This window comes from Kiloniella sp. (assembly GCF_965205715.1).
In the GTDB taxonomy this organism is placed as follows: Bacteria; Pseudomonadota; Alphaproteobacteria; order Kiloniellales; family Kiloniellaceae; genus Kiloniella.
Window position 1 is genome coordinate 1,988,017 of the sequence record NZ_CBDBHW010000014.1, and the last position, 18,044, is coordinate 2,006,060.

Below are 18,044 nucleotides of genomic sequence, written 5' to 3' on the forward strand. Positions count from 1 at the left end.
CACACGCACCTGTCCTTTCTCTGACGAAAGGATGCCGCAAGTCATGAAGCGGAACCCAGGTGTAATCAAACACGGAACTGTGGCTGCGATCGATGTTGGTAGCAGTAAAGTCTGTTGTTTTATTGCCCAGTTGGATGGTGATACACCTCCAAAAGTAATCGGCATTGGCCAACAAGCCAGTCACGGAATGAAAAGCGGTAATATCGTTGATATGGAAGCTTTAGAAGATTCCATCCTTAATGCTGTCCATGCCGCAGAACAGATGGCAGGGGAAACTGTAAACTCTGTACTGGTCAATCTTTCCGGTGGCGCCCCCTCATCCCATAACATCAATCTCGAAATTGCTATTAATGGGCACGAGGTCACAGATACAGACCTAAAACAAGCTCTGGAACACGCCAGTCAAGTCCAAGGACCTGAGGGAAACCCGGAACAAGGACGCCAACTCATTCATTCCTTACCGACGGGCTTCACACTGGATGGCAATCGCGGGATTAAGGATCCACGCGGAATGCACGGTGAAATGCTCGGTGTAACCATGCACCTTATTACCGCAGCAGCGAATTCCATCCGCAATCTAACCACTTGCATTAAACGCTGTCACTTGACCCCTTTAAGCTTCGTTCTTTCTCCCTATGCATCTGGCCTGTCCTGCCTGGTTGATGATGAAATGGAACTCGGTGTCACGCTGGTCGATATGGGGGGGACAACGACTTCCATCGCCGTGTTTAGTGAAGGGAAACTCGTATTTTGCGATGTCATTCCTGTCGGCGGCCACCATGTTACGAACGATATAGCACGAGGGTTATCAACACCTGTCGCGGAAGCAGAGCGAATGAAGACCCTATATGGGCATGCTGTTGCAACAGTGACGGACGAACGAGAGATGATCGACGTCCCCCAAGTTGGTGAAGCCGCAGGAAGCCAGCCCCAACAAGTACCGAGATCACTCCTTGTTGGGATAATACAGCCAAGACTAGAAGAAACCTTTGAAATCGTTCGATCAAAATTAGAAATGAGCGGTTCCGACAAAATCGGCGGCAGACGGGTTGTTCTTACCGGCGGCGCAAGCCAACTACCCGGCTTACCCGACCTCGCCAGCCTTATATTAGATAAGCAAGTACGTATTGGGAGACCAATACGAGTTTCAGGTTTAGCAGATGCTACAGGGGGACCCAGTTTTTCTACTTGCAGCGGATTGTTAACCTACGCAACCATCTCTCATACTGAAGTTCAAAGTGAGAAAACGCCCGAGGAAACTCAGCCTCAGCACTTCATAAATAAATTCGGAAGATGGTTTAGTGAAAATTTTTAAGAAAAAGTTAGGAATTAGCTCGACTGATTCCACAACTTTATAGTACAACTTGACAAACGAATGCGCCGAGTCGGCGACCAATGGAGGTTAGTGATGGCTTTAAATTTAGATGTACCACCAGTTGAATCAGAACTGACCCCCCAGATTACCGTTATAGGGGTCGGCGGCGCAGGGGGTAATGCAGTAAACAACATGATCCAGAGTAACCTGGAAGGTGTTGAGTTTCTTATTGCAAATACAGACGCTCAGGCTATCGCCCAGTCATCATGCGATCGCACTATTCAACTTGGTCGGAATATCACCCAAGGCCTCGGCGCAGGCTCTCGTCCGGACATCGGTCAAGCTGCTGCTGAAGAAGCCATGGACGAAATTCTTGGGCATCTTGAAGGCTCCAACATGGTCTTCATTACCGCCGGAATGGGTGGTGGTACAGGAACAGGCGCTGCTCCTGTCATTGCAAAATCTGCACGGGATGCAGGAATTTTGACCGTTGGCGTTATCACCAAGCCTTTCCATTTTGAAGGCGTGCACCGCATGCGTCTCGCCGAAAAAGGAATTGAAGAGCTTGCCCAATATGTTGATACGCTGATCATCATTCCAAACCAAAACCTCTTCCGGATAGCGAACGAAAAAACTACCTTCGCCGACGCCTTTAAGATGGCAGATGACGTTCTACGTTCAGGTGTTAGTGGCGTTACTGACCTCATGGTTATGCCCGGCCTTATCAACCTCGACTTTGCCGATATCCGTGCTGTAATGACCGAAATGGGTAAAGCCATGATGGGTACAGGTGAGGCAGAAGGTGAGGCCCGCGCTATGGATGCCGCCGAAGCTGCGATTTCTAATCCGCTGCTTGACGAAGTCTCCATGAAGGGGGCGCGTGGCGTCCTGATCAACATTACTGGCGGACCTGATCTCACTCTCTTCGAAGTGGATGAAGCTGCAAATCGTATCCGTGATGAAGTCGATCCAGAGGCCAACATTATTTTCGGTTCAACTTATGACCCCAACATGGAAGGCACTATGCGTGTCTCAGTTGTTGCGACAGGGATCGATGCTGAATCGATGAAAAACATTCGTCCGCCGCAAAGCAAAGAATTCCAAACTCCCCCGGCACCCTTGAATGTAACACCTGAACAAACCGAACCTCAGCCAGAGCCAGCTGTTGCTGCCTTGGCAGAACCCCAGGTCGCATCACCTACCGCCCCTCAAGCTCCGGCGGCAGCACCTGCTCCTATGGCTCCGGCGGCGAGTTCTGCTCCTGCAGCTTCTCAGCCAATTATTGAAACGGGTCCATCCCAAACCAGTATCGAATCTGCGATCACACGAAGTGATGCTGACGGCCAACAAATCATGGCATCGGCTCCTCAGGCCGAGATCAAAAATGACAGCTTTGTTGCTCCGGCTCCGGCTACCGTATCAAATCAAAAACCTGCCATACCGCAACCTGCATCCCAAAAGGCTGACCCTTTTGCCGCAGCTGCTCTGGCTAACGGTACCGACAAGCATGAAGATGGGTCGAAAAAAGGTCGCGGTCTATTTGGTCGGATCACTGGCGGGGCTGCCCGAGCGCTACAGGCAGCCACTCAAGCAGAAGAACTTGATGACCTACAGCTGGGCGCAGCCACGGTAACTCCTCCAGCGACCAATGCGGCTCCAAAGCCTGCCGAATCGCCTTCTGCTGGTAACAGTCAACAGCCACGATTAACCGGTCTTGATCCTCAAGACCGAATTCAGTCAAATTCTACAGACGAAGACTTGCTCGATATCCCAGCATTTCTGCGACGCCAAGCGAATTAAGCCTGATTATTTCAGAGTACGTTACATTTCGTAACATATTGAAACAAACAGTGATTTGTTAGAGACAGGGGGACGAGCTATCGTTCCCCTGTTGCATTTTATCCGATAGACACTCAGTTGCTTAACTTAGATGTCTCCGGGGGGATTAACTGACAAACGAAGCGTGCTCATGAAAACCAATATTGCTGCCAACCGTGTACAAAAACAGAAAACACTGAAGAGTTCGATTAACTGCTCTGGTGTTGGTCTGCATTCCGGCGACAATGTAATCATGACTCTCAATCCCGCAGAACCAGGTACAGGCATTGTATTCCGCCGTACCGACGTCGCAGGAAAAGGCGCTGTTATCCCTGCCACTTGGGAGTACGCTGTAGAATCTCCTCTTTGTACGATGCTCGTCAAAGATGATGTTAAAATCGGCACAATCGAACATCTTATGTCTGCATTGTCTGGTTTTGGCATCGATAATTGCTATATCGATATCAATGCCTGTGAAGTCCCCGTGATGGACGGAAGCTCTTCTCCCTTTGTATTCCTGATTGAATGCGCGCTGGCATTGTAGAGCAAAACGCACCCAAGCGCGCTATTCGTATACTCAAAGAAGTTCGGGACGAAGAAGGCAATCGCGCCGGCGCCCTTAGCCCAAACGAGTGCTTCTCCGTAAGCTTTGAGATTGACTTTGAAAGCCAGGCAATTGGTCATCAAGAACTTTACATGGAAGTTCGCGCAGATCGTTACAAACAAGAAGTAAGCCGCGCACGCACCTTTGGCTTTCTCCACGAAGCTGATCAGCTTCGTAAAATGGGTCTCGCTCGTGGTGGCTCTTTGGACAATGCGATCGTTATTGATGGCGACAAGATTATGAACGAAGGCGGCCTTCGTTACGGCAACGAATTCGTTCGCCATAAAGTTCTAGATTCTATTGGCGATCTCTATCTCGCTGGCGCCCCGATTATTGGTCACTATCACGGTATTCGTACCGGCCATGCACAGACTTACCGTCTTGTTAAAAAGCTTCTTTCTGACAACAGTGCTTGGGAATGGGTAACTCTCCCAATCGAAAACCAAGAAAAAACTGCACCACGGAACGCGACATTTGCCGCTCCGGAAAAAGCCGTCGCAGCTAGCGTCTAAAGCCCCCTCTTCAAACGACGACAAAAGCCCGGTTTTGCTGGGCTTTTTTGCTATCTGAAATTATGATCACGATTTATTTTCCTTCATCGGCATCAAGATCGGCTCAGTTCTCTTGAGGACATGATAGTGAAGCCCTATAGTGCTCTGACACTTCAGCCTTTGGTAAGCGGAATGGCTAACAAAAAGAGTATCGTAATATGAAATCCGGTCTATTCAGACACTTAATTGCAACTCCCTTAGCACGTGTGACTTACGCACTGTCTTTGGTTGCGACACTTGCAGCTTGCAGTTCAGACGAAAAGCCTACGTACGTTGAAAGACCGGTCGAAGAGCTTTATAGCAGTGCCAATAACGCGCTTAAAGCAGGCGAAAACCTAGAAGCTGCCCGGTTATTTGATGAGGTAGAGCGTCAACATCCCTACTCAGTTTGGGCCTCGAAAGCCCAGTTGATGGCAGCCTATGCTCTCTATACTGAGAACCAATACGATGATGCCATAAGTGCTTTGGATCGTTTTATAGAACTTCATCCGGGTAACCGCGATACTCCCTATGCCTATTATCTAAAGGCGTTAAGTTTCTACGAACAAATTTCCGACGTTGGTCGTGACCAAAACATGACCAGAGAAGCCCTGTCATCTCTTCGTGACGTTGTACGGCGTTTCCCAGAAAGCAAATACGCACGGGATGCCCAACTTAAAATTGATCTCGCAAATGATCACCTTGCGGGAAAGCAAATGACGATAGGCCGTTTTTACCTAAATCGTAAAGAATATCTCGCCGCGATTAACCGTTTCAGATTGGTCATTGGACAGTTCCAGACCACCACACACGTTCCTGAAGCTCTCCACAGACTTGTTGAAGCTTACTTAGCACTCGGTATTATAGACGAAGCACAAGCAACAGCTTCCGTGCTCGGTCATAACTTCCCTGGTGATCGCTGGTATCAAGATAGTTATGCGTTATTAACCGGTCAGAACCTTGAGCCTGAAGAAAAAGAAGGTTCATGGATTTCTGAAGTCTGGGATTCAATTCTTTAATGGCAGGTGAGTTGTGCTGCTCAGCTTAACGATCAGCAATGTCGTCCTTATTGACCGTTTGGAACTCGCTTTCGATAACGGTCTGTGTGTCCTCACCGGCCAAACCGGAGCGGGTAAGTCAATCTTGCTTGATTCTCTGGGGCTTGCCCTCGGGGCACGCGCAGAATCGCGTTTGGTACGACAAGGCACGGATAAAGCGACGGTAACCGCAGTATTTGATCCTGCTCCCAATCATCCCATATTTGCCCTCCTGCAAGAACGCGATTTCACCTTAGAGGATGAGCTCCTCGTTTTTCGTCGGGTACTTAATTCTGATGGTCGGAGCCGCGCTTATATTAATGATACGCCTGTATCGGCTAATCTTCTGAGACAGGCCGGTGATTTACTCATTGAAATTCAAGGCCAGTTCGAACAGCGCGGCCTGTTAGACCAAAGCAATCATCGTAATCTGCTTGATGCCGCCAGTGAAAATGATCACCTCGTATCTCAGGTTCAGACCTTATGGACACATTGGTCCGGCGCGATCAAAGAACGTGCTGAGGCTGATGAAAAACTCGCTCAAGCCCAAAGAGAAGAAACTTTCCTTAGACACGCTCTTGAAGAGCTTGATGTCTTGTCTCCTGAAGACGGAGAATTGGAAGGACTTTCATCCCAACGGCAACTTCTCATGCATAGTGAGAAGCTAGTCCAGGCTATGAACGCCTGTACTCAAACCCTCACCGGCGATAGTGGTGTCGGTGGTGCTGAAAACGCCATTGCCGGAGCCCAAGGGCACTTACTGGGCATCCCTGAAAGTGCCCGTGATCGCCTAAAGCCAGTTGTTGAGGCTTTGGATCGCGCGACTTTTGAAGTCCAGGAAGCTTTATCTTCCTTACAAGCGATTTCAAGTGATCTGGACCTTGACCCGACAAAGCTTCAGGAAATTGAAGAACGTTATTTCCTTTATCAAGACCTTGCTCGTAAACACCGGGTTGAGCCAGAACAGCTCGTTGGCGTCAGAGACAGTGTCTTCAACCAGCTTCGCCTCATTGATACAGGCAACGAGCACTTGCAAGAGCTCGATAAACGCTGTGAAGAAACGCGGGTAAAATATGTAAAGGCTGCCGAAAAGCTGAGCCAGACCAGGCACAAAAAAGCCATGGAGCTTGATAAGGCAATTAATACGGAACTCCCTCCCTTAAAGCTCGAAAGAGCTGCGTTTAAAACCGGCATAGAGATACAGGATGAAGAAAACTGGGGACGCCACGGATGGGATCAGGTCTCCTTCCTTGTCGCCACAAACCCAGGGTCAGCACCTGGCCCGCTTGGAAAAATTGCCTCGGGCGGCGAACTTGCGCGTTTTCTTCTCGCGCTAAAAGTCGTGATGGCAAAAGTAAGCCCGATAGATTGTCTGGTCTTTGATGAAGTCGATGCCGGAATTGGTGGGGCTACAGCCCATGCTGTTGGCGAACGCTTGGCACGCCTTGCAGAAGAGCGCCAAATCCTCGTCATTACCCACAGCCCACAAGTCGCGGCGAAAGGTCGCCAGCACCTCATGGTCGCCAAATCAGCTGAGGGTGAAACGACGACGACAACGGTCTTTGCATTAACCGATCAGCAAAGACGCGAAGAAGTCGCTCGAATGCTCTCCGGAGCAGAAATTACAAACGAAGCCAGATCAGCTGCAGACAGCCTTTTAGGATAACTACCGTGAACGATAAGAACCAAACATTCGCTCTCTTTAATCAAGAGACTGAAGGGCTGACCCCTGAACAGGCTGCAAAAGAACTTGAAACTCTGGCCAGAGAGATTTCCAAGCACGACAAGCTATACTACCAGCAGGACACACCGGAGATTACCGATGCTGAATACGACATTCTGCGTCGCCGGAATACTGCCATAGAAAACCACTTTCCTGAACTCGTTCGCGAAGATAGCCCGACAAACAAGGTCGGGGCGGCTCCAACGTCGGGCTTTAGCAAAGTTAAGCACTCTGTACCCATGCTCTCTCTCGGAAATGCTTTCGATGATGAAGATGTTTCCGAATTTTTGGCTCGTATCAGACGTTTTTTGGGCCTCGGCAAAGATGAAGTGATTGATATTTTTTCCGAGCCAAAGATTGATGGCCTCTCTTGCTCTATCCGCTATGAAAAAGGCGTACTGGTTCAAGCTGCAACCCGTGGGGACGGTGCAGAAGGCGAAAAAATTACAGACAACGTAAAAACAATCGCCTGCATACCACACCAGTTATCGGGATCTGGATACCCTGATATTCTGGAAGTCCGTGGCGAGGTTTATATGAGGCGTGACCGCTTCCAGGAACTCAACGCGACCCAAGCTACGATAGGCGGAAAGGCTTTTGCCAACCCGCGAAATGCAGCCGCAGGCTCCCTTCGGCAGCTTGACCCCTCAATAACAGCTGCACGTCCGCTAGACTTTTATGCTTATGCCTGGGGGGAGGTATCAGAACCTCTCGGCAATAGTCTTACAGAAGTTCGGGAGCGATTTAAGAGCTGGGGATTACCAGTCAATCCAGGTGAATTATGTACTTCACTCGCCGAAGTACTTAATTATTATCGTAACATAATGACTGCCCGACCTGACCTTGAGCATGAAATCGATGGTATTGTCTACAAGGTCAATCGTTTGGATTGGCAAGAACGACTTGGATTTGTTAGCCGAGCCCCCCGCTGGGCCATTGCTCACAAATTTCCCGCCGAACAAGCCATTACCCGATTAAACGAAATCACCATACAAGTCGGACGCACCGGAGCGTTAACACCAGTCGCCAACCTGGAACCCATCACAGTTGGTGGCGTGGTCGTTTCGAGAGCAACACTGCATAACCGGGATGAGATCGAACGAAAAGATGTCCGCGAAGGCGATAGCATCATCATCCAGCGCGCAGGAGATGTTATTCCCCAGGTCGTCGAAGTTCTTCTGGACAAACGCGCCGAAAATTCAGTTCCATTCCCCTTCCCCGATCACTGTCCTGAATGTGGCTCTCTCGCAATTCAAGAAGAAGGGGAAGTTGTTACCCGTTGTACCGGAGGCCTAATTTGCCCGGCACAAGCCGTTGAACGCCTAAAACACTTTGTAAGTCGCAACGCATTTGACATCGAGGGCCTTGGCGACAAGCAAATTAAGTTCTTCTTCGAACAAGAGTTAATCAAGTCCCCAGCCGATCTGTTTAAACTTTCAGAAAAAGACAAGAGAAGCCTAATCCCCCTTCGCAATCAACCTGGGTGGGGAAGGCAATCGGCGGATAAGCTCTATAATGCCATTGAAACAAAACGGTCTATTAGCCTGGACCGTTTCATCTTCGCACTCGGGATCCCCCAAATCGGTCAGGCGACAGCAAAATTACTGGCAAAAACGTATGGCACGCTTGATCGTATCGAAGAAATCACAAGGCTTGTGCACGATCCTGAAAGCGATGCTTTACCTGAACTTCTGGCAATTGATGGCATTGGTGCTTCTATGGCAGGGGACCTCATCGCTTTCTTTGGTGAGCCACACAATCAAGAAGTTGTTGCCGCCCTGAAAGAACAACTGACAATCGAAGAGTTCATCCTAGAAATCAGCAGTGATTCACCCGTCACAGGAAAGACCGTTGTCTTTACCGGAAAACTTCAGACCATGTCTCGCGATGAAGCGAAAGCTAAGGCTGAGAGTCTTGGAGCCAAAGTTGCAGGATCCGTTTCAAAGAAAACGGATTATGTGGTAGCTGGTGCAGATGCCGGATCAAAATTGAAAAAAGCAGAATCGCTGGGTGTTACTGTTTTATCCGAAGAAGACTGGCACTCTCTTGTAAGCTGAAGGTAACGATCAACTTTATTCTATATATATAATGGACTGAGAAAATCTTTTTATACCCGAGTATATTACTCAGATTATTTAGCTTTCTCAACTTTCCCACAACAAAATAATCGACAACCATAGCGATAGATATTTTTTACTTAATAAAGTTTTAGTAAGTAACACTTCAAACTATAGTTGCTCGTACTCTTCACATAACTTTTGTGTTCTTAATTTAAGCGACTGTCATGTTGAATATCAATATTTTTAAAAGTATAAAAATTAGTTTACGTATAAGCTTAATCGCAGGATTAGCCGTTGTTAGTCTACTCGTTCTAGGTGGCACTTTTTTTTCCGGAGACCAGCTCGTCGGACAAGCTTTCCAAGATCAGTCTGAAAATGAAAAGCTGGCTTCGCTCACAAAAAACATTGAAGTCGGTACATTGCAAATGCGGCGTAGAGAAAAAGATTTTCTTCTCCGCAAAAGTCCTAAATACCTTGATCTTTACCTAAAGGATAAAGATACGGTTTCAACAGCGTTGCTGGAGTTATCAAGCCTTAACATTGCACAAAACCTTCAAGGAGAGATAGAACGCTTACAAACCAATCTCCAGATTCATGCAGAACAATTCAAGAAAGTATTCTCCCTATACCAAACGATGGGACTTGATGAAAAAAGTGGTTTGAAAGGCGATTTACGTGCAGCTGTTCACCAAGTTGAAGAACAACTCAAGGCCGCCAACCTTGAAACTCTCACCATTAAAATGTTGATGATGCGCCGGCACGAGAAAGACTTCATGCTTCGGGGACAAGACAAATATGTAACCCGTATCGCAAATCGACAAACCGAGTTTCTTGAAATTCTTAAAACCGCAAACATTCCTGAAACACAAAAGACAGAGTTATCAGGCCGCCTGGGTAGTTACGTTAATAAATTCGGTACGTGGTCTTCAGTATTTATACAAACTCAAAATGAAACCAAAAAATTAAGTGCTATATTTAAGGAGATGGGTCCAGACTTTGTCACACTTTTTGAGACAGCAGGTATTGGATTGGAACGTGCAAAAACGGACTTAACCAACGTTCGTAATCAAACCAAATCCATCACTATCGTTGTTGGGTCTATCCTTTTAATTAGTTCAATACTGTTAAGCGCCTTGATTACAAGAAGTATTACGGTCCCCCTCGGTAAAGTTAAATGACCCCCGGCAAAGCCGGGGGCTTAAGCGGGTGAGCCCCTTAAAGGGGCAAATTGGGAACCGCTAAAGCGGTTATGGATTGAATATATCCATTTGGTCAAAGTACTTATCACGCTCTTCTTGCGTTCTGATATACTCCCTCACCATCTGTTCATCGAGCCCTACAGTTGAGACGAAATATCCACGGGCCCAAAAATTTTCACCCTTGAAATTCCGTGCTTTATTTTTGAATTTTCGAGCTATGGCAATCGCGCTTTTTCCTTTTAGGTATCCAACGACTTTTGAAACAGCATGTTTGGGCGGTATGCTGATACACATGTGAATGTGATCCGGCATCAAATGGCCCTCCTCAATCTTACTTTCGCGATGCCCGGCCAGTTCATGGAAAATTTCACCAAGATACTGACGTAGGTTGCCATAGATAACTTTTTGCCTGCGTTTAGGGATGAAAACCACGTGGTATTTACAATCACATCTCGTATGTGCAAGGCTTTTGTAATCTCTCATCGGCTAATTCCTTTGTTATTTTGGTCAATAAACAAAGAAATGTAAGACCGTGGGAACGGTCAAACCATTGAGAGTCCCCCGGCATAGCCGGGGGTTTACCGGATTAAATTATTACGGCCATGAAACGGCTGGCAAAAGGAGACCAAACCATTGAATTAACCGGCTTGGACCGCAAAGATGAAATGGGTGAAATGAGCCGTGCTGTGCAAATTTTCAAAGAAAACTCTATTGAAATAGTCAAAACCCGAGCAGCAAATGCCGCCCAAAGAGAAGAACAAGCTGCCGCTCTCAAAAATGAAATTTTATCCATTGCTGATGATCTCGACAAAGAAATTCAAGACGCCGTTCAAGAGGCTAACCTTAAGACATCATCGATGAAAGATGCTTCCATGGACATGAGCGGTGTTGTTCAACAGCTGTCCGGCAGGACCAACTCTGTAGCTGATAGCACGTTCAAAGCCAGTGAACGGGTTCAAGCTGTCGCCTCAGCAGCTGAAGAACTCTCCTCATCCATTGGAGAAATTACTCGCCAGGTTGAACAGTCCAATTCAATTACTCTTAAAGCAGTGGGAGAAGCTCAAAGTACTGATAAAACCATCAGTGAACTCGCTTTGGCAGCGGATAAAATTGGTAATGTTGTCAGCCTGATCCAGGACATTGCCGAACAGACCAATCTTCTCGCCCTCAACGCGACTATTGAAGCTGCCAGAGCGGGTGATGCAGGAAAAGGATTTGCGGTTGTTGCCTCTGAAGTGAAAAGCTTGGCCACACAAACCGCCAAGGCTACAGAGGACATTAGCAGCCAGGTATCCTCTATTCGTTCTGAAACGGAGGGAGCTGTTACCGCAATAAGGTCAATTGCGGGCACAATCACCGAAGTTAATGATATCGCGCAAACAATAGCAGATTCAGTAGAACAACAAGATCTCGCGACCAAAGAAATCAGTCAAAATGTTCAAGAAACAGCAACCAACACTACGGAGGCCTCTTCCGAAGTTGGTCATCTAGCTGATGAGACAAAACAAGTCAGTGAAATATCTGAAAAAGTTGTAACGAATGCCAACGAAACCTCTGAGCATATTATTGCGCTAGAACAACGGATGTCAGAAGTTCTTACTAAACTTCGTCAATCCGCGGTGTAGAGCGTCAACCACTTTGTCCGGTTGCGTCAACCACCTTGGCCGCTTTTGATGCGGCTGTGATCTGACGTTTATTTACGATGCTTCAGGCATATTTTTCACCTTTTTGTTTGTGGTTTTCCGCAACATTTTTTTGAGATTTTGGGCGGCTTCCCATTGTCTGTAGCTGTCGATATTCATCTCAAGAATGGTTGAGTGGTGAACAAGACGATCGATTGCTGCAACGGTCATGGCCTTATCTTGAAAAATATTGTCCCATCCGCTAAAAGGTTGATTGGCAGCAATTGCAATACTTCGGTACTCATATCGTCTGGCGATCAATTCAAAGAGCACGGATGTTTCAGATATATCCCTTTGTGCATAGGTAATATCATCGAGAATGATGAGATCAAATTTATCGAGTTTTGCGAGGGCGTTTTCGAGCATAAGTTCACGTCTGGCAGCCTGGAGTTTTTGCACCAGATCACTGGTTTGCGTATAGAGCACACGGTATCCAGCCTCTATAAGAGCATAACCTACGGCGCATAGGAGATGAGTTTTTCCTCCCCCTGAATTTCCAATGGCAATCAGATTTGCTCTTGCGTCAATCCAGTCACCGGCAGACAAGGCTTCGACCTGCGCCTTTTTCACGTTAGGCAGCCGCTTGAAGTTAAAAGTGGCCAGAGTTTTTCCGCCCAGCAGGTTTGATGCGTTGAGATGGCGTTGAATGCGTCGCGTGTCCCTTTCGGCCAATTCATATTCGGCCAAAACGGCAAGGAACCTGGCTGCTGACCAGCCCTCCTTGTCGGATTGGATTGCGATATCTTGCCAGTGTTTGTGAAAGCTGGGTAATCGTAAGTCAGTTAGCATAAGAGGCAGCTTGTGCTGATCCACTTCAATGTTTGTCATGCCCGATCCTCCAACAGAGTATCAAAGACTGATAATGAAGGTTGAACCACGGGAATATCAGGAGGTAAATCCGTGTTCTTTTTTGTGATATTCAGCTTAAGTTTTTTTGCGCAAGGTAGCCTTCCTGCATTGATTTCTCTCGAAATCAGGTGCGCGACTTCGGCCTCACAAGCCTCTTCGTGCGCAAGGAAAAGTATCCCAACCATCTGACGACACGCATCTCTGCGGGACAACTTTTTCTGAAACAATGTCCAGGCCAGGGAGTACTCGGTTCTTGGAAAAATACTGTCACGATAAATAGAATTGGCGAGTGCCTGAGGTTTACGTTTGAGAGCATGAATGACGTGATGATAATTGATAACATGAATGCGGGGGCCTTTGCCGTGCCCCCGCTCACGAGAATGGCTGACGACATGAGTGCTGCCTAGATAGGCTTCTATCCGGTTATCGTAAATATGGACACGCAAGCGTTGACCAATTAGGCGAGAAGGGGCGCTATAAAAAACCTGCTTAACTAAAAAACCACTTGTTTTGGTAACTCTCGACACGACTTCAGTGTAATCTGTTGTTCGCCGAGGAGGTAACGCCTTGAGAGATTTCAACTCTGTTTGGATATCTTGGTCACGATGTTTGTTCCGTCTAGCAATCAGCTCGTCCAAAAATCGCCGATACTCATCCAAAGTGTCAAAGTCATTACTGCCACGCAAAATCAGGGCCTGCTTTATCGCAGTCTTAAGGTGACCGTGGTGAGATTCAATGGCACCGTTCTCGTGTGATTCCCCTCTGTTATTTCGACTGGCCTCCATACCGTAGTGCTCAACAAAAGCAGAATAACGTTTGGTAATGTCCTCCTTTTCCTCAACGCTCAAATTCCGAAAGGCCGCAGACAGGCTGTCGGTCCGGTGGTTTTCAGGAGCGCCCCCCAAGGACCAAAGCGCATTTTGTAAGTTCTCCGCAAGGGCTGTAAAACTCTCACCGCCAAGTACGACCCCAACATGTTCCCATCGGCTATATACCAGAACAAAATGATAGAGCCGATGCACCAAAGGATCTCCTGCAATGGTAATACTTAAGTCGGCTGCATCCGTGAAATCTGATTGGCCCATGTAACCCGGCTCAGGTGTTTGCCTGAAAATGATATCCTTTTCAGGGCCATTCAGAGCCCGCCATCCCCGAACTCGGCGCTCTAACGTGCGCTTGACACGGTCATCGGGAAAACGGAGCGGATAGAGGCTCTGTATGTGGCGCAACAAAGTAATGGGTTTGACCGAGTTGTCTTTATCCAAAATGGGAAGGATGTCCTTATCCCAGATATCTTCAAGCGGATCAGAAACTGTTCGCCCTCGCTTTATATTGCGTTGTAACGGTAAAGTCGCATCAACGTCAAATCGGCGGGCCGTGCGTTCGCTAAACCCTGCGCGGGCAGCGGCGGTTCGTTGACCATGAGTTTTTCTATCTGTCATGTAAAGTCTCAGTTGTTCATCTGTGATAAATTTATACGGCAAACAGGTTCCTCCAATTACATCTAGAGGTTCCTAATTTATCAACTCACAGCAGCTTGTAACTAACACCAAATTAAGCCTTGGCCGGTGGATCTGATTATCAAACGGGCACGCCCTTTTTAATGATCAGATCCACCGGCCAAGGTGGTTGTCGCAACCGGCCAAGGTTATTGTCGCTGAACACCGCGGTTGGGGACCGAAGAGAATCTCAAAGACATGCAGGCCCCTGGAATGCCGCTCTTATCGTTGGCACTGGTAAAATAGATATAGAACTATCTGAACTTTCAGAAACTGGCGCAAAAATTAGCCCGTTAAAGTATATGCCGGAATCAGCTCATCGAATAGAAATCGAAGGCTTGGATCTCGAGATCGGTTTTCAGGTGATAAATGGCAACCCATCCGAGGGACCCGTTATAGAATTCGACCACACTCAGACATCAAGAGAAGACCTCCGGTCCTATATTCTTGATCAAACGTCGGAAAATCAAAACCAGCTTGCTGTAGCGTAAAAATAAAGTTGAAAGGCCTCCTTATGGACAAAGTTCCATAAAGGGGGCTTTTTATCCGAATATTCTTGATTTTTGAGATGGTCTTTTTGCATATCAAGAAATTGTAGAATTTTAATTCACAATTCCCCTTTTTTCATTTTGCTGGTTATTTCTAATACGTTCGAGTGCCATCTGCCATTTTAGTACGATATTCTTGGGCGTTGAGTTCGAAAAGGCTAAATAAAGATCAAATTTCCCTACATCTGCAACCCTTCTGATGATCATTTGAAACTTGTTCGACTTCCAGTACAAACTTTAGATAATTGGCATCTAGAGCGAGTAATTCAAACCGATTGTTTATCAATCTCAAAATAGCTTTTCTCGTCGTTTCTGAATATTCAAGATTTTCAAATCCCATCGATGTCAAAATTCTTTCCGCGGCGCCCCCTCTTTGAACGCCTACTCCAGATACGAGCTTGGCTTGATCCAACCTTTGTTCATTCTCCCCAAAATATCGTTCATAATTTAGCTCAGAGGCGTAGATGCCAATATTTACGGTCTCAATTGGCCCGACCCATTGAAAGTCAGCTTCTCTTGATGGAATTCGGACCATAGAGAAAATACCACTGTTTTCTCTTTCCTTTGCGTACTTGTAAGCCCGAGCCCAAGGTAAGAAAGAAATATCGGGTGTCACACCTAAGTCGTGAGCCATTTGCTGGATAATTTGACTGGATAAACCTAATAACTTCCCATCAACTTGATAGTTATAGGGGGGGAAATTTTGGCACTTCTCCGCTTTGTTGAGTAGATTTAGGATTTCAAATAGAGCATAGATTGATTATCTGGAATGGATGATTGTCTAATTTTGAGTTTGAAGTATTCGGTATCCTTGATGCCTCTGGCTCGCTTACGGATCATTCCTATACTGACATTACCAGCCTCTATCCTGGCGCTTGTGAGCTTGTGTTTGGCGTAGTTGCAGATGCCCACACAATGTTTCCGTAGGGATTTCGCGAACTTTTTTAGATAGAGCATCTGTGACTGATCTGCTATCAGGCACCAACGTTCCAGTTGCTCCGCCATCGCCTCAAATGAAGCGGCACTCCACAGCAGCTGAAGCTGTTCTTTCAAGACGTAAAGTGCATTCAGGTTGCTATTGCTCTCCAGCAACCTTTGCAGCTTGTCACTTTGTTTTTCACTCAACTTATCCGCATTTTTGAGCAACAGATAATGTGTCCCTTTCATCAACTCTTTACCACTTGGATCGGCCTTTCTGAACTCAAGTCGACGCTGATTATGGATAGCTTTGCTGTAGTTTTTCATGACGTGGAAACGGTCAAATACTATGTCGGCCAACGGCAAGGACTCTCTGACAGCCTTTTGGTAGGCAGGCCCCATATCCATCGCTACGGCCTTTATTTTGCAGGCTGTATCTGGTTGCAGTTGTTTCAAAAACCTTGAAAAAACCTCGGCAGTTCGGCCTGCTTCAACCCAGATCAGATGACCGCCAACCATATCGTAGACCACCGTCATGTAGTCATGACCTTTCGCCCGGGCAACTTCATCTACACCAATATATTCCAAGCCAGTTAGCTCTGCAGGATCAAGCGTAGGGAGAGTTTCAATAAGGTATGCCCTGTCGATATTCTTGACCGTTTCCCATCGTATATCCAAATGTCTGGAAACCGCTTGAATAGACATATGCCGACATAATCCACTGATCAGTCGGCAAAATCGGTGAGTGAAACGGCACCCTTTATCAACAAAATCACACCCCTCAATGCGGCGTTCGCCCTTGTTAATATAAACCTGCGCCAGCTCAATCTCGACCACACAAGGATACCCAAAAAGGGGGATGTCGTTTACTTGTCGGCGGACATGCTGGTTGATGCTTCCCTTCTGGCCTGTAGCAGGGTCTATAGCCCTCCTACGCGCGTCTCGGCTGCAGTGAATGACAATCTTAACACCGCCGTCATCCAGTTTAATTTCATTTACACGTTGCCCTTTGAGGCCTAAAATATGCTGCGAGATGTTGATTGTCATATACCTGCTCTATGTAAAGTTATCAGAAACCATACATATCAACAGGTTACTTGGCGGTCGGCATCTTTTTCTACTCAACAAAGCGGAGAAGAGCCGAAATTTTCAGTATATATAGTTTGGGATAAGCCTAACTTCGAAACAGAACTCAAGAGAAGGCAAAGTATAAATCCATAACCAAATGATTTCACACGCACCTCCCAATTATAACCATTGATTATAATATATCTATTGAAGGTAAAATAATCCTTGCGATAACTTGAGAGTTACAACGCTTTCCAATCAGGGAAAACATTGGCCTCCCCATGTCATGGATAGGTAGATAGATTTGTCGATACAAGCTATCTGCGAAAACCTTGAACATCGGCAGTTCTTTTAAAGGTTACTTGGCATCCTAGTCAGGCTTGGTAATATATCTAGATGGAAGCAAACACTAAGAGCTACGACAAAGATTTCAAAAGCCATAGCCACAGCACATTTCACCAACTGATTATTCCGCACAAAGGAGAATTAGAACTGGAGGCTGAGCAGTCGTCTGGGATTGCCAACATTGATCAAGTCGCCGTAATCACTGCAAATGATACCCACGCTTTTAGAGGACTGCATCCCAACAGCTTCACCGTCGTTGATTTCGATTTTGATGATGCCAGTTACATGCCAGAGCTAAACTCTCTTTGGGACCGCGCACACAATCAGATTTTGTTTCCTTTAGATGAAGGCCTGATCAATCTCAGTCGCTTCACCGCTTTGGAATTGAAAGATCGTGGGCTGACATCACTGAGCGAACAAGGGATAAAATTGTTCCTCCTTGCCCTGGCGGATAAAACGAAAACAGAGGTCGATCATTTACCTGCCAAGCTCCAGGGCGCTCTAAAATTCATTAAAGAGAACCACACACGGAATCTTTCCTCCAAAGATATTGCGTCAGCGGCTTGTCTATCAGTCAGCCATCTCCATTCTCTTTTCAACAATATCTTGGGCTACACGCCTCAAAAATTTCAAACAAAGTTGAAGCTCGAACGAGCCCGGCAACTCGTACTTGATAGCACACTCTCTCTATCACAAATCGCTCAGGAAGTTGGCTACGCCGACCAAAGTAGCTTTAATCGTGCCTACAGGAATATATACGGACAAGCACCGGGGAAAGAGCGCTTAGAGCATAAAAGCTAAAAACTCTACCTTTGCTTTATGGAATCCCATTCTGGAATCTGGGTATAA

The 18,044-nt window shown here is 46.8% G+C and carries 17 protein-coding genes; 12 read left to right on the forward strand and 5 right to left on the reverse strand.

Annotated features, from left to right (window positions below):
- The first annotated feature begins 43 nt into the window (after nt 1-43).
- The 8 genes from ftsA (at nt 44) to ACOGW3_RS26655 (ending at nt 10,265) form a co-directional block, all read left to right on the forward strand.
- Nucleotides 44-1,315, forward strand: coding sequence for a cell division protein FtsA (gene ftsA / locus ACOGW3_RS26620; protein WP_419905693.1), 1,272 nt, complete (start codon nt 44-46; stop codon nt 1,313-1,315).
- A gap of 93 nt (nt 1,316-1,408) precedes the next feature.
- Nucleotides 1,409-3,115 carry a cell division protein FtsZ gene (gene ftsZ, locus ACOGW3_RS26625; protein ID WP_419905694.1) on the forward strand — a complete coding sequence of 569 codons (1,707 nt, stop codon included), beginning with the start codon at nt 1,409-1,411 and terminating at the stop codon, nt 3,113-3,115.
- Nucleotides 3,116-3,284: 169 nt separating this feature from the next.
- Entirely contained in the window at nt 3,285-3,677 is a 393-nt protein-coding gene (locus tag ACOGW3_RS26630; RefSeq protein WP_419905695.1) for a UDP-3-O-acyl-N-acetylglucosamine deacetylase, read from the forward strand.
- Entirely contained in the window at nt 3,659-4,249 is a 591-nt protein-coding gene (locus ACOGW3_RS26635; RefSeq protein ID WP_419905696.1) for a UDP-3-O-acyl-N-acetylglucosamine deacetylase, read from the forward strand. Before ACOGW3_RS26630 ends, ACOGW3_RS26635 begins: the two co-directional genes overlap by 19 nt.
- A 197-nt stretch (nt 4,250-4,446) precedes the next feature.
- Nucleotides 4,447-5,286 carry an outer membrane protein assembly factor BamD gene (locus tag ACOGW3_RS26640; RefSeq protein WP_419905697.1) on the forward strand — a complete coding sequence of 280 codons (840 nt, stop codon included), beginning with the start codon at nt 4,447-4,449 and terminating at the stop codon, nt 5,284-5,286.
- Nucleotides 5,287-5,299: 13 nt separating this feature from the next.
- On the forward strand, nt 5,300-6,970 hold the full coding sequence (gene recN / locus ACOGW3_RS26645) for a DNA repair protein RecN (RefSeq protein ID WP_419905698.1): 1,671 nt from the start codon (nt 5,300-5,302) through the stop codon (nt 6,968-6,970).
- A gap of 5 nt (nt 6,971-6,975) precedes the next feature.
- Nucleotides 6,976-9,084 carry an NAD-dependent DNA ligase LigA gene (ligA, locus tag ACOGW3_RS26650; RefSeq protein ID WP_419905699.1) on the forward strand — a complete coding sequence of 703 codons (2,109 nt, stop codon included), beginning with the start codon at nt 6,976-6,978 and terminating at the stop codon, nt 9,082-9,084.
- A gap of 227 nt (nt 9,085-9,311) precedes the next feature.
- Entirely contained in the window at nt 9,312-10,265 is a 954-nt protein-coding gene (locus ACOGW3_RS26655) for a hypothetical protein (protein WP_419905700.1), read from the forward strand.
- A 69-nt stretch (nt 10,266-10,334) separates the two neighbouring features.
- Here the strand turns inward: ACOGW3_RS26655 and tnpA are convergent, their stop codons facing one another.
- Nucleotides 10,335-10,769, reverse strand: coding sequence for an IS200/IS605 family transposase (tnpA, locus tag ACOGW3_RS26660; protein ID WP_419905643.1), 435 nt, complete (start codon nt 10,767-10,769; stop codon nt 10,335-10,337).
- A gap of 164 nt (nt 10,770-10,933) precedes the next feature.
- Between tnpA and ACOGW3_RS26665 the strand changes: the two genes are divergently transcribed.
- On the forward strand, nt 10,934-11,911 hold the full coding sequence (locus tag ACOGW3_RS26665) for a methyl-accepting chemotaxis protein (RefSeq protein ID WP_419905701.1): 978 nt from the start codon (nt 10,934-10,936) through the stop codon (nt 11,909-11,911).
- Between the two features lie 72 nt (nt 11,912-11,983).
- Here the strand turns inward: ACOGW3_RS26665 and istB are convergent, their stop codons facing one another.
- Together istB and istA are read right to left on the reverse strand one after the other, a co-directional pair.
- The gene (gene istB / locus ACOGW3_RS26670) at nt 11,984-12,796 is read right to left on the reverse strand and encodes an IS21-like element helper ATPase IstB (protein WP_419901088.1); all 813 of its coding nucleotides are present in this window, start codon (nt 12,794-12,796) and stop codon (nt 11,984-11,986) included.
- Nucleotides 12,793-14,301, reverse strand: coding sequence for an IS21 family transposase (gene istA / locus ACOGW3_RS26675; protein ID WP_419905702.1), 1,509 nt, complete (start codon nt 14,299-14,301; stop codon nt 12,793-12,795). Before istA ends, istB begins: the two co-directional genes overlap by 4 nt.
- 119 nt (nt 14,302-14,420) lie before the next feature.
- Here istA and ACOGW3_RS26680 point away from each other — a divergent pair, with 119 nt between their 5' ends.
- Complete coding sequence (locus tag ACOGW3_RS26680; RefSeq protein ID WP_419905703.1) at nt 14,421-14,807, forward strand: hypothetical protein; 387 nt, start codon at nt 14,421-14,423, stop codon at nt 14,805-14,807.
- A gap of 226 nt (nt 14,808-15,033) precedes the next feature.
- On the opposite strand, the gene ACOGW3_RS26685 is transcribed toward ACOGW3_RS26680, so the two are convergent.
- Complete coding sequence (locus ACOGW3_RS26685) at nt 15,034-15,621, reverse strand: substrate-binding periplasmic protein (RefSeq protein ID WP_419905999.1); 588 nt, start codon at nt 15,619-15,621, stop codon at nt 15,034-15,036.
- A complete protein-coding gene (locus tag ACOGW3_RS26690; RefSeq protein ID WP_419901077.1) occupies nt 15,597-16,829 on the reverse strand; it encodes an ISL3 family transposase in 1,233 nt (410 codons plus the stop codon). Before ACOGW3_RS26690 ends, ACOGW3_RS26685 begins: the two co-directional genes overlap by 25 nt.
- On the opposite strand from ACOGW3_RS26690, the gene ACOGW3_RS26695 reads away from it, so the two are divergent.
- Complete coding sequence (locus tag ACOGW3_RS26695; protein WP_419905704.1) at nt 16,816-16,944, forward strand: hypothetical protein; 129 nt, start codon at nt 16,816-16,818, stop codon at nt 16,942-16,944. The two genes, ACOGW3_RS26690 and ACOGW3_RS26695, sit on opposite strands and share 14 nt — an antisense overlap.
- Before the next feature lie 302 nt (nt 16,945-17,246).
- Nucleotides 17,247-17,996, forward strand: coding sequence for an AraC family transcriptional regulator (locus ACOGW3_RS26700; RefSeq protein ID WP_419905705.1), 750 nt, complete (start codon nt 17,247-17,249; stop codon nt 17,994-17,996).
- Nucleotides 17,997-18,044 lie beyond the last annotated feature (48 nt).